General features: G+C 45.1%; 13 protein-coding genes. 3 read left to right on the top strand and 10 right to left on the bottom strand.

What is annotated here, in order from left to right:
- Positions 1-118 precede the first annotated feature (118 nt).
- The 5 genes from DESDI_RS02530 to DESDI_RS02510 all read right to left on the bottom strand — a co-directional run bounded on the left by DESDI_RS02530 (position 119) and on the right by DESDI_RS02510 (position 7,509).
- A complete protein-coding gene (locus DESDI_RS02530) occupies positions 119-1,405 on the bottom strand; it encodes a Wadjet anti-phage system protein JetD domain-containing protein (RefSeq protein WP_015261068.1) in 1,287 nt (428 codons plus the stop codon).
- Complete coding sequence (locus tag DESDI_RS02525) at positions 1,402-4,281, bottom strand: coiled-coil domain-containing protein (protein ID WP_015261067.1); 2,880 nt, start codon at positions 4,279-4,281, stop codon at positions 1,402-1,404. The genes DESDI_RS02530 and DESDI_RS02525 overlap by 4 nt, the downstream gene beginning before the upstream one ends.
- Positions 4,274-4,915, bottom strand: coding sequence for a hypothetical protein (locus DESDI_RS02520; RefSeq protein ID WP_015261066.1), 642 nt, complete (start codon positions 4,913-4,915; stop codon positions 4,274-4,276). The genes DESDI_RS02525 and DESDI_RS02520 overlap by 8 nt, the downstream gene beginning before the upstream one ends.
- The gene (locus tag DESDI_RS02515) at positions 4,902-6,218 is read right to left on the bottom strand and encodes a hypothetical protein (RefSeq protein WP_015261065.1); all 1,317 of its coding nucleotides are present in this window, start codon (positions 6,216-6,218) and stop codon (positions 4,902-4,904) included. The genes DESDI_RS02520 and DESDI_RS02515 overlap by 14 nt, the downstream gene beginning before the upstream one ends.
- Positions 6,219-6,597: 379 nt before the next feature.
- Positions 6,598-7,509 (bottom strand): DUF3102 domain-containing protein, encoded by a 912-nt coding sequence (locus DESDI_RS02510; protein ID WP_015261064.1) that lies wholly within the window; start codon positions 7,507-7,509, stop codon positions 6,598-6,600.
- 263 nt (positions 7,510-7,772) lie between these two features.
- Between DESDI_RS02510 and DESDI_RS02505 the strand changes: the two genes are divergently transcribed.
- On the top strand, positions 7,773-7,997 hold the full coding sequence (locus DESDI_RS02505) for a DUF1659 domain-containing protein (protein WP_015261063.1): 225 nt from the start codon (positions 7,773-7,775) through the stop codon (positions 7,995-7,997).
- Between the two features lie 37 nt (positions 7,998-8,034).
- A complete protein-coding gene (locus DESDI_RS02500) occupies positions 8,035-8,274 on the top strand; it encodes a DUF2922 domain-containing protein (RefSeq protein ID WP_015261062.1) in 240 nt (79 codons plus the stop codon).
- Between the two features lie 148 nt (positions 8,275-8,422).
- Here the strand turns inward: DESDI_RS02500 and DESDI_RS02495 are convergent, their stop codons facing one another.
- The 3 genes from DESDI_RS02495 to DESDI_RS02485 are packed head-to-tail and all read right to left on the bottom strand — an operon-like array spanning position 8,423 to position 11,440.
- Positions 8,423-9,430, bottom strand: a complete 1,008-nt coding sequence (locus tag DESDI_RS02495) for an acyl-CoA dehydratase activase (protein ID WP_015261061.1) — start codon at positions 9,428-9,430, stop codon at positions 8,423-8,425.
- A complete protein-coding gene (locus DESDI_RS02490) occupies positions 9,412-10,506 on the bottom strand; it encodes a 2-hydroxyacyl-CoA dehydratase (RefSeq protein ID WP_015261060.1) in 1,095 nt (364 codons plus the stop codon). Before DESDI_RS02490 ends, DESDI_RS02495 begins: the two co-directional genes overlap by 19 nt.
- On the bottom strand, positions 10,499-11,440 hold the full coding sequence (locus DESDI_RS02485) for an acyl-CoA dehydratase activase-related protein (RefSeq protein WP_015261059.1): 942 nt from the start codon (positions 11,438-11,440) through the stop codon (positions 10,499-10,501). The genes DESDI_RS02490 and DESDI_RS02485 overlap by 8 nt, the downstream gene beginning before the upstream one ends.
- Before the next feature lie 518 nt (positions 11,441-11,958).
- Between DESDI_RS02485 and DESDI_RS02480 the strand changes: the two genes are divergently transcribed.
- Positions 11,959-13,197 (top strand): DUF401 family protein, encoded by a 1,239-nt coding sequence (locus DESDI_RS02480; RefSeq protein ID WP_015261058.1) that lies wholly within the window; start codon positions 11,959-11,961, stop codon positions 13,195-13,197.
- Positions 13,198-13,533: 336 nt separating this feature from the next.
- Here DESDI_RS02480 and DESDI_RS02475 read toward each other — a convergent pair whose 3' ends face one another.
- On the bottom strand, positions 13,534-14,091 hold the full coding sequence (locus DESDI_RS02475) for a 4Fe-4S dicluster domain-containing protein (protein ID WP_015261057.1): 558 nt from the start codon (positions 14,089-14,091) through the stop codon (positions 13,534-13,536).
- 28 nt (positions 14,092-14,119) lie between these two features.
- Complete coding sequence (locus DESDI_RS02470; RefSeq protein WP_015261056.1) at positions 14,120-16,174, bottom strand: molybdopterin-dependent oxidoreductase; 2,055 nt, start codon at positions 16,172-16,174, stop codon at positions 14,120-14,122.
- Between the last annotated feature and the right edge of the window lie 48 nt (positions 16,175-16,222).

The raw sequence follows: 16,222 nt of genomic DNA, 5'->3' as shown, positions 1-16,222 counted from the left end.
AAATGTGGAATATAACCCTAAACGGTTTTTACGAATTTTGATGAATAAAAGCATCCTCTCTGCTATTCGTACTCAGAAGTATAACTCATATCCTCCCTCCAATTAAAAATATATGACCCTAAGGGAGCTTGTCCTTCACCCGCTCATAATGGAGAATAAGTTCTTCCTGCTCCATCACGTTTTGCAAACGTATTCTCTCGATCACATCCGGGAAAACTTCCGCCAACTCCGGGTCATCCAAATTATGATGGTTGGAGGCGACATAATCCCCTTTGGCCAAATCCAGTTCACAGGCTGACATCAGAACAGGCTTAACCTCAATATCATACTTCCGCACTTTTTTGATAATATCCAATGTTAACCCCAGCCCGTCCGCATCCAGATCGCTCCATATATATACGGGGATTGGCTTGGCTTGAAGAATCTTATCAATTAGCCGTTTCTTGGGGGAGGATAAGTAACCGGCACCCCACAGAAGCAGCACATCGGGCCTTTCCTGATATTTGCGAACAAAGACTTCCTGAAACACCGCATAATTTTCCACAATAAGCATTTTTTCAGCGCCGACTTGCTTTATTTCCAGCCCTTTTATTGTTCCTTCTGTTAGCACATAGGGACTTCCCGCCATCAACGATGATAAGTATCCCTGAAAGCGGTACGAGACATCTCCATAAACAAATGTTACTTCAGGTATGCTCGTTAGGTTTAAGCGATTAAGGGATTGCCCCGCAACCCGCGCGATATCTTTTTTATACCGGTCAAGTATCTTGCTTTTACCCCAGATTCTTTCTGATAGAACCCGTAGAGGTTCTCTTTTTTCTTGTTCTAATAAAACAATGGCATAGGCCAAAGTCAACGCAACAGATCGAAATTTAACCCAGGCCTTGGTCCCACAAACCACATCCCTATTCGGACTCGTCAAGACTTTTTCATTGAGGCATCGCTGCAGATGGGTTTTGAGTGCGGAAGGCTTGGTCTCCGTAATAAGCTGATCTATTTGGTTTTTCAAATGCTGATATTTCTCTACCAACGGTTCTTCAGTCTGGGAAAAGGTCTCCTGTGCCCGGGGATCAAGAGAGATGATTTGCAAGTCCCATTCCAAATCGCTTTTATTGGGCTTCTTGTTTTTGCTTTTCGTTTGCAAAATACCGTCAATAACTAGGATATCAATTGCTTTGGCAATATCGCTGGAAGAATAGGATTTTGCAAGCTTTCCAGCCAATGGAGTATAACGTTTGGCTCCTTTGCTGACTTCCCTGATTATTTGGGTCATCAAATCCTGAAGACCGTGGGGTTTATTCAGGGTGGACGGAATTCCTCTGAAATTCTGTCCGGATTCAATTTTATAGCTCGGATATCTTTTTTCCGGACTTCTTTCATAGTCTGTTTTCTTGATTCCGCTCATGCAAAACTTCTCCTAGCCCGTTTTTTCAGGATTAACGGATTAGCAAAATCATGATCGGACCGACATGCACTGCAGGTAAAAGCATGGTCGATCCAATCGATGCTCTTCAAGGATTCTCCCTGTTGGTGGGTAATAAAATACTGAATATCCGTAACTTGCAGAAGTTGCCCGATTTCATTGCCGCGATCATCGTCTACCCTCGCCTTAGGTTCATCCAAAAACATAATCGGGGTTGTTTTGCCGTTTTTATTGTCGCCCAAAGCTGCCAGCAAAATCATGAGACTGGTGCTGGCCTTTTGACCGGAACTGAGATGTGGTCCGTCCACTGGGACCGGTTCCTTGCCGTCATAGCCGATATACAACTTTATTTCCCACGTCTCCGGATCCGGTGTGACTTCTACCAATTTCCCTTTGGCTGACGCTTTGAGCAAATCCGCAAAATTCTCGAATTCAGAGATATAATCCTTCATAATTTCCTTGATATGCTCCCGGAATTGAAACAGTAAATCATCACAGGTTCTCTCCAATTCCGTTCTGTCCTCTTTTAAGCTGCGCAGATTTTGGGCCAGCAGTTCCACCTGCCCCTCTTGCGCCTCGACTAAACGAGCAACTTCTTCATTGACCGAAGAGTCATAAAGCTTTTCCTTTTCGGCAAGAAGGGCGTTTAATTTATTGTTCATTTCCTTTGCTGTAGTCCGATTTCCTTGAGAATCTGAAAAAGCGCTGCCTTGCATTTCATAAGAGATAAATTCAATATCATCTTCCGTTAACCCCAGCACTTTTACTTCTTCTATTGCCAGTTTAAAATCTAACCCAAGCCCTTCTTGTTTTTTCTGTAAATCTGAATATTTTCTCGAGAAAATGGTCATGTTTTGTTCAGCTTGTTCTTTGTTTACAATAAATTCTTTTTGGTCCTCTCCTGCACTTCGTTGTAGGCGCCGGACTCCTTCTTTTTTATCCTTTGCTGCTTTTTTCTGTCTTTCTGCTTCGTTGAGTAAGTTGGATAGCTTTCCAGTTTCCTCAAGTAAGGAACTGTAGTTTTGTTCCAGATCAGATAGTTTTGCTAATCGCTCTTGCATTTTAATCGTCTCTTCGGTTTCGTTCACATCTTTTTGGAGCAACTGAACAGCGGCTTGGAGTTTCTGAACCAGGCATTCCTTTTGCGGCAGCATTTCTTTAGTTCGTTTTTTCTCTTCTTGGAGAGCTAGTTTACCGCAGCAGAGCGTATGGTATTTCAAATGAATAGCCCCGTCATTGTCTTGAAGCAAGCCGCCCAGCGTAATGCTCTCAATTCCCCGGGCCTGAAGGGCATGACCTTCTTCGACCGTTTCCACCAGATATACATTGTTCAACTTGTCCAGATATCCCTCAACTTTTTCCCGGTGACTTATATTGATAGCCGAGCGCAAGCTGGGATAGTTTATACCCTCACACGCCAGCAGTTCTTTTCCGGTTTTAGGCAAGGATACCCTAGCTCCATATCTGGCCTTTTCTTGTAATTTCTTGGCCTGAAGGTATTGTCCCTGTTCCACAATCACCCGGTAACGATTATTGCCGATATATGCTTCAATTGCTTCCTGCCATCTGCTCATTTCCGGCTTAACACTAATCGCGTCGGCAAGCATAAGATAGGAAACATGGTTTTCTTCAAGAGCATTTCTGAATCTTTTGGCCTCGTCTTTATAAGGAAGACGATTATTCTCCAGATCAAGAAGCTTTTGCTTCAGCTCATTAAGCGCAGTCTTCGCTTGAACATAATCCTGCTTCTTCTGATCCAAATCATCAGTGAGAATACTTTTGAGTTGTCTTAAATCTTCAATATTTTGCGGTTCTATTTTTTGCAAATTCTCGATTTCTTGAGCCAGTGTTTTAAGTTCGTTATCCTTAAATCTTTTAGTACTTGTAATTTCCGTTTTCTCCTGATTGGCCCTTTCCTCTTCCTCATATAACCTATTGTACTCCGTTTCCAAATGCACAATTTCTGTTTCTTTGGCGGTGATTTTTACCGTAAGTTCATTAACCTTATCCGCTTCTATCCGTCCTTGTTGCTCAACGGAGGTCATTTCTTCTTCCGTAGATTTTAGCATCTCCTGGCATTCGGCGTACTCCAGTTTTTTCAGCTTTACTATAGTACTTTCGACTTCCTTTTCTTTGACCTTATATTGCCGAAATTTCTGGGCTTTTATTTTGGTTTCTTCAAAGCGAATCCGAGCTTGCCCCATTTCTTCCGCCGCGCGTTCAATGGCGATCTCTTGTTCATTCAAGCGCTGCTTGCTCTCATCATAACGTTTTTTATAACCTTTCGCGCCTTTGAGGTCAAAGATCAAATGGAACAGGGTATGAGGTGAAGAGTTAACCACTTCCCTTACTGTATCGGGACTCATAGCCATTAAATTGCGGAATTCTTTGGTTATGCCCAGACATTGCTCCAAAACACCCAGATACTCCCCCACACTTAAAGCCGCTTCGCTATATGCTTTGGTATTAAAATGAAGATCTTTGAGATCATGAAATTCACCATCGAATAAATAATAGTCCCTAGCCCAGGAACTCTGCTCGTTTTTATAAATCCTGCAACAAGCGGTTACTTCGTCCGCAAATTTACGAACATTTTCAAAGGGGCGGACACCATTCACAGGTTTGTTATCAAAGGCGACCCGGACCACCGCCCAGTTGCTTTTTTTATGAACATAAAAGGAAAATGTCCGTTTGCTCTCATAATGACTTGCCCCCAACATCAGCCGCAGTCCGTCCCAGATAGTTGTCTTCCCATGACCGGACGGACCGATGAAAGCATTGACTTTCTCATGAACCTTATAGGGTTCTTTGGTGGACGGTAGGTATCCCCAATATACGGTTGAGAAATCTTTAATCATTGCCATCTTCCTCACTCTCAGTCGTTTCCTCTTCATCAATTTTAGGGATTGCACTTAAATTAGCCGTCAATCCCTGAATGACATAATCGCAGATGTCCATAAGAAGATCGCTGTGGAGCATATACATCGCTGGTCCGACAGTGATCTTGGCCTTGCCTTTTTCAAAAAGAATGTAATGATGTTTTTTCAAGGGCGCCAGCAAGGTTTCTATAGTTTTGCGCGGGTTCTGTTTTCCCTGCTGAAACTTGGCGCCATAGTTATAAACAAGCTCGTCAACTGTCAGACTCAATTCAGTTTCCGGATCCACATGGCGAAGCTCCTTGGGCAGAACAAGATTCGCATAAATAATCGTCAGCAGGGCCATATGCCTCCGGTCTATCCCTTTGACCTTTTTCAGGAAATAATCAAAGGAAGCTGAATCGTATTCTTTCTTTAAACGGATCACATACCATTCAGTTCCAGGTGGGTTCAGCAATTCATAGCCCATCAGCGAAAGATAGGTTTGCACATCCCGAAACAACTTAAGATCCCGTTCAATTGGGCCGGTTTCCTTTTTAGAAACCCAGCCGTAATGAAACATAGAGCATAATTTTTGCGCTTCAGGATTGATCTTGATTCCCTCAATCTGATCCATGACTAACCCTCCTCGTCAAGCAATCTGTGACCAGTTCCACCGGACCTTCCTTCAATTCTTTATAGGAATCGTTGACGATCAATTCAAAGACTTCTTTTCCCTGAACCTCAAGACCCTGATTTCTTAATTCTCCCGTTAACTTAAGCAACTGACCTGTTTTATACAAGGCCTGACCGAATTGTTTAAGATCTTGAAAAAGCAGTTCATCCATAGGGGCATCGTCTTTCCCTTTCATTTTCAGAACAAGTTCCTGATAGAAAAGCTCCATGGGGCTTTGCGTCCGATCCACAATCATTTCTTCTTCCACAATATCAACCGGTTCAGGGGCAGGTGTGGCTATAATTTCTTCTTTCTCATTTTCAAAAAAAGCCTTGCTTCTGCTTCCCAGCACTTCTTCTCTTAGTTGATAGACCTGTTTGGGGGCCGAAAAGTTCTTCTCGGCAAATCCAGCTAATATCTCTTTGCTTGCCTCATGAAGCGCCACCTCAATCATCTCGGGGGAAATAAATTCACCCAGACCTTTTTGGCTTTCCCGCTGGAATTGAATGGCCATGGCTAAGATTTGCGTCGTTAAATCCAAAATACTGCTAGTTACATCGAAAAATTCATCATATTTAGTCCGGGAAAAGAGCTTACGGTTACTGTTAAGCGTCCTCTGCGTTTCTTTGATCACCTTGATTATTCCCTGTGTCTGTTTGCCGATTTCTAAAATTTCCCGCCGCGACTTTTTCTGAATGACACGCTTCAGATATCCTTGCCAAACCGCCAATTCCCGAAATCCCATGTTTTTAATGGACTCAGTTTGTTCTTCATCCATATTGAATTCATCGACAAATTCTGCCAGCATAACGGTGGTTTTGATCTGTTCTTCCATACTAAGATTTTCTTTCGCAAAGGCTAAAAACATGGAAGATAAAAAAGAGCGCACCTTACCGGGGACTTCGTAATCAAATCCGTCAAATACTATCCAGCCTTTTTCCTGCAATTCTCTCAGCACCTTATCCCGGGTTCTTTTGCTCATATAACCCAGATACTTATGGGCTTCTTCCAGAGAAAACCTTCCGGCTTCGCTGGCCAAAGTTTTGGCGCCAGCTAGAATTAAAACAATCATCTGGGAGTTTCTCAACTTAAAGATTTCGAACAGCTTAAGGTGTTTTTCAATATTTCTAACCATTACAATATCTTTATGCGCCAAATCATAATCGTTTTTAGCGCTGCTGATATCGGGAAGATCATTACTAACGGCGAGTTCTACGATGGATGCGGTCCGATAACTGTTTCTTCCACTTAAAGGGTTGCTCAATTATAATCACCCGCTTTCAGGCTGGAAATGGATCAATTACATTTCTCTTTGTAAATTCCAAGTCAGCCTCTTCATTGTTTTTCATCATCTCCTAGTGCTTAGCCAAATGACATAAAAGTTGACCGCAGTTATCTCACTGCGCGTGTTGTAATAAAGCGAACGACTTCCTCCGTTTAATTTCCTTCTCTGTTAAATTATTGATTTCGACAACTTACATCTATTTCCTTTAAAATGCCAATTATTTTAGACTCTCCTAGCCCCTACCTACTTGCATCACCGCCATCCTGATCGATCAGCATTTTACAAGGGCAAGCCAAACAAGCGACGCCCATGGCCCCGCTCACTTGAAGACTAGCATTAATCCTGCCTCCTGCCGGCTTTACATCTGCCCCTTTAACCCGTCTGTCAAGAAATCAACGATCTTCTTCTTATACACTTCATAGGTGTCCGGTTCCTTGTCCTCGAACTCCTTCAGCTCACTAAGCAGGTCCTTGAAATTCCGATCCATACTCTCATATAAAAAAGCAATCCGATTAGCTTTGGCCTTGTGATAGGCTGCTGTAAGGTTGTTGGTCATTCTTGTAAGGGCCTTGGCCGAGGTATTCTGCTTCTGAGATTTCAATTCTAGGCTCAGCCTCTCAGCTTTAGCCATGGCTTCTGCATGAGACTTGCTCAATTCCTGAGCCTTCGACTTCAGACTTGCCAGCTCCTTGGCCATCCTGTCGATCTGCTCCTTCTGATCCTCCAGTGTCATTGAGAGATCTCCTTTTTCCCGCACGGCCAGATCCCGTTCCTCAATCACTTGGCATCGCTCCTGAACTGTTTTTTGCAGTTCACGGGTGGTCATGCTTTCTAGGTCCAGCTCAGCAATGAACTGAGCCCGCTCTTCTTCCGGCACTCCCAAGAGGATAAGCGCTTGGGTATAGTTTAGGATAGGCTGTGCTTGAGCTTGGGCTGTAAGGGCTGATGGCACTACTCTGCGTGAGGCAGTGTTCAGCGAATCCGCGTTGGGGTCCTGAGCGTTCAGAGAGGCCGCGTCGGCAGAAGCGAGCTGTTGGCTCCCATAGGCATCGAAGATGCGTAGCAGCGTCTGGGCCGTTCTTTCTGTATAATTTACGGATTCCTCCAACCAATTCAGCCATTCCCCATGGGGAAGCAGGCCCTTGGCCTCCTTCAAGCGGCGGCCAACCTCTATGGCACTGGTTAAAAGGATTTTTCCAGTTTGATATTTAATGGTATTGATTTCAGACGCGATAACGAGTGGCGTTCGTTCTGTCAGTAATTCACCCATACTTACTTCACACCCTTTTATTGGTGAATTTATTTTCATTATATGGAATCATGTCCACGAGGGTGAAAGCTCGTTTATAATAGCCTGTCCCAAATACGAAGGCGCCTTCGTATTTGGGACAGGCTATACCGAACCGCCGTCTCTAAACCTCCCTATATTTTTCTGACCCCGTTTTTATGGAACCTTAGCCCCCTGCCCGTACATATGATAGACAGACAGGCTATCTAAGGCCACCGTCAATCAATGGGAGAGGAAGTGACGATATGGCAGTTAATGCTACCCCTTTGGGATCCACTGTGGTTATAAAATATCAAGCTGGGGAAACTCCGGCCGGTGCGCCGGTGATCAAGCAGAAGAGCCTAAATGACATTAAAGCTGACGCCTTAGATCAAGACATCTATGATGTAGCGGCCGCTTTATTCAGCTTGAGCATTCATCCTGTGATCCAGACAATCCTTAGGAAAAACTTTGACTTAGTCGAGGAGTAATCCTCCACTTGTATTAAACCTTAGGGAGGTGATACCAATGGCAATCACTACGACGAAAGTGCTTCAGTTGGCGTTTACCACGACCAGTGGGAAAAGCGTCACTATCACCGTGGCCAATCCCAAGGAAGACCTGACGAAAACTGAGGTGGAAGCTGTGATGAACACGATCCTCGCGAAGAATATTTTCATGACTTCCAGTGGCGAGCTAGGCTCCAAACGAGATGCGCTGATCGTAGGCACCTCGACGGAAGACCTTTATGACCCCCCTCTGAACTAGGATGGGCAAAAGAAAAACGAGACTGAGGTCTCGTTTTTCTCACTTTAAAGTTTTGTACTGCCTTGTCGTCATGCCTGCCCATGCTTTATTAATCTCATCTGTGAGGATCCCATTGGACATCGAAGAAAACAAAGAATTTGTTCCCCTATCAAGACACCATGACATCATCTTTAACAACCGGCGCTTCCTTGCCCACCGGTACCTTATTGCCTCGTACCGCTCCCTTATCGCATTTGTTGCCCCAAGCATCAATCAACTCGTCATTCCTATAAACACAGATGACCTCACAGTTATTGGGGCACCCCTGACATTCTACCCCACGAGTATCAAATTGCATCTCGGTCATACTGAAGTTAAAATCCTGCTCTTGGCCGGAGCTTCTAGCAAGCAAGGCGACCCCTAAGGCTCCCATTAAGTGTGCATGCTGATCCACATGGATCGTCTCTCCCGTTGCTTCCTCAAAGGCTTTAATCACCCCGACATTTTTACTGACTCCCCCTTGGAAAACAATCGGGGCTTTGGTGTGTTTGCCCTTGCCCACATTGTTCAGGTAATTGGCCACGACCGCTTTGCACAACCCAGCTACAATATCCTCTTTCTTATGCCCGATCTGAGCCTTGTGCACCATATCGGACTCAGCAAAAACCGTACAGCGGGCCGCAATTTTGGTGGGATTCTGGGAGCGCAAAGCCAACTCGCCAAATTTCTCAACTTCCAGCCCCAGACGCTTGGCTTGAGAGGACAGGAAGGAACCTGTTCCGGCGGCACATAAGGTATTCATGGCATAATCCACCACGATACCGTCTTCAACAAGAATAATCTTAGAATCCTGACCGCCGATTTCAAAAATAGTCCGGACCTCGGGATAGACGGATAAGGTTCCCACAGCATGGGCGGTAATTTCATTTTTAACCACTTGAGCATTGAGTAAAGCACCGACCAAGCGTCGAGCCGATCCGGTGGTGCCCACGGCTTTAACCCGGATATCCTTGCCCTCGATTTGAGTCTGGAGACCCCCGATTACTTCTTTCACAGCCTCCACCGGATTCCCTTCCGTCCATAGGTACTTCTCAGCCAATATCTTATTGTTTTGATCAACGATTACACCCTTTGTAGAAATGGAGCCACTGTCCACTCCTAAATAACATTTTGCCATGTGTTCGCTTCCCTTCTCATCATCAGCATGTCATGGAACGCTTCTAGCCTTGTGTGCACACCGGTTTCCGAAGTCTGGGCATCGAAGCTAAAGTACAGGACCGGCATCTTATAATCATTGCTGATATTCTGCATCATGGGCATGGAGTTGACCTCTGGGGTGCACCCGAAAGGCTTGATATGGATGACTCCATCATACCCGGCTTCAGCCAGCATTTTCGCCCGGGCCACACTATCTGTGCCATCGGCACCGATTTCATACTCTAGGTATTTCCCCGCCCACTTCAGCAAATCACTTGATTTGGGATGATGACGCAGTAAATAGGATACGGTGATGAACCGGGTGACTTGGATGCCTTTTTTAGCCAGTTCCTTTTCGATAAAACAGCTACTGAAAGGCTCCATGAGGGTATAGAGCTCTCCGACGATTCCGACCCTGATGGGATTTGCAGGTTTATTGACCTCCAGCTGGCGGAATAGAGCATGGTAATGGCGATAGATCCTGTCCAAACTTCTGAAGCCATTCACTGAGGGAAGCTTCTGGAGGAATTCCTTTTGCAACTTTTCAAAGCTACCTTCTTGGACCGCAAAACCAATGTTGGCCCGAATAGTGGCATCGATGGTATCCATTGCCTCAATCATTTTAAAGGTCAAGTAAAAGTAGTAAGCGAATCGGGCAAAAGACAGCTGGGGATTCAACCGCTTAAAGCGGCTGAAAAAGGCCAAGGGATTGACATTTTCGTTGTCGATAATGCTAATGAACTCAAAATCATAGCCCAGATCTCTTAAGATCTGTTCCTGGATTTCACCATAATACCCAAATCGGCAGCCACCGCCGGACTGCACCAAGAGATTAGCTCCTCCATCAAGGGCTTCAAGATAGTTGCCCAGGTTATATTTAAAGGGCACACACACAAAATCCGGACTGTGCTTGGCTCCCAGTTCCAGGGTTTTTTTGGTAATGGGGGGCGGGGTTAGAACCTGAATGTTTTCTAAGACATGTCTGATTAGAAATTCGATGGCGATATGATAATTTCCCATATGAGGAAAGCTTATGATCTTTTCCTGGCTAGCCAATGTGCGCTTCCCTCCCGGCTTTTTTCCTCTCCCTGATGATATCGACAAAGCTTTCAATTCTTGTTTGTAAGCCCGCTTCTCCTTGCAGCTCATCCACGATGATATTGGCCATGGGAACTCCTTTAATTTTCCTCAGGCACAATTCATTGACCAGAGAATCAGGACCGCAGGGGAAGGTCGAAATAAAAACTATCCCATCTACTTCCTTCTGATAATGATGGATCGCACCAATGAGCTCCTTGTTGAAGGTCCAGTACAGGGCGTCTGAGATGAACCTTGACTTTAGGGAGGTTTTCTTTTTGTCGGCGGCATTGGCATAGATAGGCACACTGTCCAAGCTTTTAAGGCACTTGATAATAGGATAACCCACCACCTTGTCGTAGGTATTATAATCATGGGAAATGATCAGGATCTTCAGCTTGTCCTCTGTCCGGATTAGGCTCTCCTGCTCAGCAGTCAACTGGTGTTCCTGCTTGGCTTGGATTGCTTTGGCTTTAAGATAGGCCCTTAATACCTGGACAGGGTTTTTGCCCAGTTCCCTGCCCATCTTCATGAAGCCTTTCCATTCACTTTCACGGTTAGCCATATCTACGTTATAGCTGAGCAGGTTTACATCTTTAAAAGTATTTTTGACGATATCGTAGAGAGCATTGAATTTGGTACAAACGACTTCATTTTTGCCAAAGCCGACGATCCGAGGAACCAAGATGTAATCGGCTTTCCCTCTTAGGTAGGAGAGATGGCCCATATAGATCTTCGCGGAAAGGCAGCTTTCGTCGATGGAAGAATCAATGCCGTCTTTCAATATTCTCTTGTTTGTTTCCGGGCTTATAATCACCGGGCAGTTTAATTCTGCAAAAAAAATTTGCCAAAGGTATTGGTATTTAAAGAATAAAAAAGCTCTAGGTATTCCTATGGTGATTTCACCTTTCAATAGTCTGTCACTTCTTTCATGTCTGTTCTATCGGTCCGGGTCATTGCTAGCAAGAGGCGATTATTTACGGTTTTTGCATCTGTAGTCAACTCCCCCATGGTAATTCTAACCATTTACGCAAAGAATTCTACATTTCTCCATGAAACTTGTCCTTTCTAATAAAGAAAACTTGGCTGGCGCCGAAGACACTGTCTTCGACCTTATTAGCCTCTGGCGAAAGCGGCTGCCTAGTTGCACTTATGCAGAAGGAAGGTATGCAACGAAGTTATACTTTCTGACTGAAAAATTAAAAACGCCGGCCAATGCCGACGTTCCTTAAAAGAGTCTTTAGGTTATATTCTATTTAAACTAGGGTATAAATCGGGATATATGTCTCCTGCGGCAACTGGTTTTAAGGAATTTGTAGTGAAGAGGGCTAATGATACAAGGTGAAAAGTTATACTTGCAAAAACTATTGACAAAATAGTAAAAAATGCAGTCTAATTGTTGTATTATTCTGATATGAGGGGGATTCTGAGATGGCTGCTGCAAAGTTATTGATTGTATTCGTAATAATGATGATTCTACTTTGGCGAAAGATTCCTTTAGTTTACGTTGTCATCGGAGCTTCTGCGGTTTTAGCGTTTCTTTTCGGCACTGATTTGCCTGGATTTGCAAAAATTGTGTGGGATGCAACGAAGGATCCATCCACCATAGAAATCGAAGTTATTTTGGCCTTAATTATGATTCTCGAGCTTATTTTACGTCGACAGGGTTATCTAGAACGTATGCTCAATGCTCTAACATCCTTAATAAAGGATCGTCGGATTGTAATGGCTATCATTCCTGCCTTTATCGGACTCATGCCCAGCGCTGGAGGTGCCCTTTTTTCGGCACCCTTAGTCGAACAGTCCGTTGGCAAAAGCGTCTCTGCTGTTGATAAAACCTTCATTAACTTTTATTACCGTCATATCTGGGAGTACTTTCTCCCTATCTATACGGGCGTTCTTCTTGTCTCCAATATTACGGGCATTCCACTCCCTCGTGTACTTTTAGGGCTTATGCCCTTTGGACTCCTCGTCATTCTTCTTGGACTTCCCTTTCTCTTCCGCATCAAGGTTGATGAGGAATTAACAGCGGTTACCGAACCAACTGGTGCGACAACATCTCAAGATGGTGCCAAGGGTAATCGGCAGAAATTAATCAAAGATGTATTCTTTAGCACTCTACCCGTCCTAGCTGTCGTTAGCCTTGTTATGGCAAAAGCACCCATTACCTTAGCCATAGCTTCTGTACTTGTTGTACTCATTCTAAAGCATCGATTTACTTTATCTGAGCTCCTCGAAATAGTTCGCAAAGCAATAGTAATTAAAACTTTGGTTATGATTTGGGGAATTATGCTTTTCAAACAGGTCATGGAAACAGTCGGTTCCTTCGATGAATTGCCGGCCTTATTAGGCACACTTCCTGTGCCGGAATTTCTCATCTTCGCTTTAATTGCTTTTCTCATCGCTTTCTTAACCGGGCAGACCGGCTCTTATATCGGTATCGCTTTTCCGGTTGTGATGGCTGCCGCCGGAGGACAGGTAAGTCTACCGCTGGTAACTCTGGTTTTTATGGCTGGCTCAGCAGGAACGATGTTAAGCCCCATGCACCTCTGCCTATCCCTAACCGTTGATTATTTCAAATCCGATCTAAGCAAAGTTTTGCGTATGCTGATTATCCCCGAGTCCATTATTGTTGGGGTAGCTGTTCTTGCTTATCTCGTTCTAACTTAAAAGCATAACGACTCAGGCTCTTTAGAGGCTCTTATGCACGAATGCATGAATGCACGAATGCATGAATCCATGAAATCTCAGAGTCGAGACTCTATATATTTAGAATATCGTCCCAAATTATTATGTTGACACCTACTTGTACAGGCAGGTACAATGTAAGTAATAACATTCATCCCTGCTAAGGCCTATCAAATGAAGTGCTTATAAGCTCTTTGTAATAATCTACAACAAATAGCCCAGTTCTTTGTAATTTTCTACAAAAGACTGGGCTTTTTCGTTCCGTATAATAGCCTCATATTTGTCTAATCTTGCTTTAATTTCTTTTATCTATTCTTACTAAAAGATCCTTGTCCCCTTTGGCGGATAATAAAAAGTGGAGGGTCTCGTGAGACGCAATGTAGGAGTGGGAGCAGTCAGCCTTAAGAGCTTATCGGTTGGATTGCCATAAATCTCCCGTAGCTGTAGTGCACCCGTCACACAGGCCTGAACACAATGGGGCAGATTTCCCCGATCGATCTGCTCATAGCAAAGCTGGCACTTGCCAGCCTTTTCAGTCTGTGGGTTGATCTGTGGTGCGCCAAAAGGGCAAGAGGCCACGCAGGATTTACAGGAAATGCATTTGTCAGGATAATGCAGCACGATCCCATCACGCCGTTTGGCATAGGCACCGGAAGGACAAACCCTCATGCACTCGGGGTTCGCGCAGTGATTGCAAGATGTGGAGAGGAAAAAATGCGAAATCTGACCCTGGTCAACTTTTGCATCTTCCATTTGCCTTAATTTGCGCCATGTTAAGGGGGTTGGCAAACGGTTAGCACTAGCACAGGCTTTGATGCATGTTCCACAACCCAAACAGCGATTCACATCCAGGAAAAAGCCCAATTGCTTCGCCATATCTCCCCTCCTCATCTCAATGCGGTAATTAAGCCCTGCGAATCCCCACAAAAATATCATTCAAAGCTAATCCATAGGCCCCTGTAGCGTAGTTTCCCATATCCGTTAAGGCTCCAAGGTTGAGAAGGTTTGGATGTGAGGCTTTTACATCACAGAGATTCTCCTGATAGACAATCACAACCCCGGTCGCCATACTCTGCTCTATTTCTATGGCTACGGGTAAAGTCCCCCCTTGATTCCATAAGACTGCCCTATCTCCGCTTTTCAAAGAATACATCCCCGCAGTCCCAGAACTAAGCCTCGCTATCAATGGTGGTTTATCTTCGGCATTGCTTCCCTCGGCGGCGTCAAAGCGATACCCCTGAGAGTTCAGCCCCGAGCTATGATGGGGGGTAAGAAGTCGCAGCGGAGTTTCTAGTGGAGGTTTGCGAGGTAATCGGCAAACGGGTAGAGCCGGTAATCCTTGCTCTTTTGCCTTTTCAGAATAAAACTCATACTTTCCTGAGGGAGTCCGGAACTTCCGCTCCTGCCAAGCTGTCGCCGGAAGGTTTACTCTTAGGGGACCTTTTAGTAGTTCCATAGGAGATTCGAGGTCAAGCATTTCTAGCATCTCTGCCCCTAATGCCTGGAGTACAACCTCTTTTTCCGAGCCTTCTGTAGGGAAAGCTGAGCTTCCTGGGGCAAGCTGGTTAAGCCGTTTGGATAAATCCCAAGCTATTTGCAAATCCGAATGAGCTTCTCCTACGGGTTCAATAGCCGGTTCATTAATTCCGACGTAATAATGCCAGTAGCTTGCATTTAGATCCCAGTGTTCATAATGAGTAGTCACCGGGAGAACTATATCCGCTGCCAAGGTCGTCCGGGTATGAAAGAGGTCACTAACAACCACTAGATCCAGTCCCTCAAGAATCTTCTGCCACTCGGCTTGGTTGCCATCTTGCTGAAGAGGGTTGCGACCGGCAAGCCAGAGCATTTTCACGGGAGGATCAGCCTTTAAGGCAAGTACGGGGAATTGGTTAATATCCAGATTCCGATCCTGAGGATGGCCGCATCGGGCATGGGATAAGGGGCCGGAAAAACGCCAAGTTTCCATTTGCCCATACTGAACTCCACCACCTGAGCAGCCAACATTCCCGGTTAAGGCTCCGAGAGCATCGATGGCCCGAAGATTCTGTCCTCCGTTGGCATAACGTTGGAGCCCAAAACCTACCCAGATGCATACGGGCTTAGTCAATCCATATTCTAAAGCCAATTCTTCGAGAGTGCGTAAAGGGACCCCCGTGATTTGAGAACATTCCTTAATATCTATTTCTTGGTTAAGGTAATCGATAAACTCCTTATGCCCCAAGGAGTATTCCGGCAATGAACGGTCGAGGAGGTCATGGTCAGCTAAAATCTTGGCCATGCCCAAAGCCAGCAGTCCATCCGTTCCGGGATTGACTTGGACAAACTGGTCAACCCGAGCTGCAGTGGCTGTGAAATGAGTGTCGAAGCAAACCACCTTAGCACCTTTGTCCATAGCTCGAAAGACAATGGGCATCTGGTGGACGGCATTCCAAGCTGGGTTTGCTCCCCATATCCAAATCAGTTTTGCCTGTTCCATATCTAGAGGATCCGAGCAAAAAAAGGCACCGAAGTCAAAAGCTTGGGCATCTACTCCTGCCGACCAGCAGGGTGAACCTACCGCTCGTGTCGTAGGACCAAGACCTGTCATAAAAGCCTCTAGAGCATTGTGCATGACTCCAAAGTTGCCAGAGTATTTATTATGGGCAATGGGTAGAGTCGTCCCATAGTCTTCTTTGATGGAGAGAATCTGCTGACTAATGGTATCTAATGCTTCATCCCAGCCAATCCGCTCCCATCGGCCAGAATACCTCTTGCGTTGTCGCAGGGGGTATTTGATCCGGTGAGGGCTATAGACTTTCTGAACTTCATCCATAACCTTCGAACAGAGCTTTCCTCGGGTATAGCCCTGGGCAGGGTTTCCCTCGATCGATACCAGCCGGCCATTGCGGGTTGTACTTATGATGCTGCAGGTATCGTAACAATTTCGGGGACAAATATGATGGTGTAAAAAGTCCATGCTGAATTCCCCCTCATGAAAGCAAAGTCACTCATAACCCTATTTTCG

The sequence above is a fragment of the Desulfitobacterium dichloroeliminans LMG P-21439 genome (assembly GCF_000243135.2).
In the GTDB taxonomy this organism is placed as follows: Bacteria; Bacillota; Desulfitobacteriia; order Desulfitobacteriales; family Desulfitobacteriaceae; genus Desulfitobacterium; species Desulfitobacterium dichloroeliminans.
Note: the sequence above shows the minus strand (reverse complement) of the source record. Positions and strands in the feature narration are given on the sequence as shown.

Coding starts and splice junctions, on each gene's coding strand:
- DESDI_RS02530 (WP_015261068.1), bottom strand. CDS start 1,405: ATGAGCGGAATCAAGAAAACAGACTATGAAAGAAGTCCGGAAAAAAGA.
- DESDI_RS02525 (WP_015261067.1), bottom strand. CDS start 4,281: ATGATTAAAGATTTCTCAACCGTATATTGGGGATACCTACCGTCCACC.
- DESDI_RS02520 (WP_015261066.1), bottom strand. CDS start 4,915: ATGGATCAGATTGAGGGAATCAAGATCAATCCTGAAGCGCAAAAATTA.
- DESDI_RS02510 (WP_015261064.1), bottom strand. CDS start 7,509: ATGGGTGAATTACTGACAGAACGAACGCCACTCGTTATCGCGTCTGAA.
- DESDI_RS02505 (WP_015261063.1), top strand. CDS start 7,773: ATGGCAGTTAATGCTACCCCTTTGGGATCCACTGTGGTTATAAAATAT.
- DESDI_RS02500 (WP_015261062.1), top strand. CDS start 8,035: ATGGCAATCACTACGACGAAAGTGCTTCAGTTGGCGTTTACCACGACC.
- DESDI_RS02495 (WP_015261061.1), bottom strand. CDS start 9,430: ATGGCAAAATGTTATTTAGGAGTGGACAGTGGCTCCATTTCTACAAAG.
- DESDI_RS02480 (WP_015261058.1), top strand. CDS start 11,959: ATGGCTGCTGCAAAGTTATTGATTGTATTCGTAATAATGATGATTCTA.
- DESDI_RS02475 (WP_015261057.1), bottom strand. CDS start 14,091: ATGGCGAAGCAATTGGGCTTTTTCCTGGATGTGAATCGCTGTTTGGGT.
- DESDI_RS02470 (WP_015261056.1), bottom strand. CDS start 16,174: ATGGACTTTTTACACCATCATATTTGTCCCCGAAATTGTTACGATACC.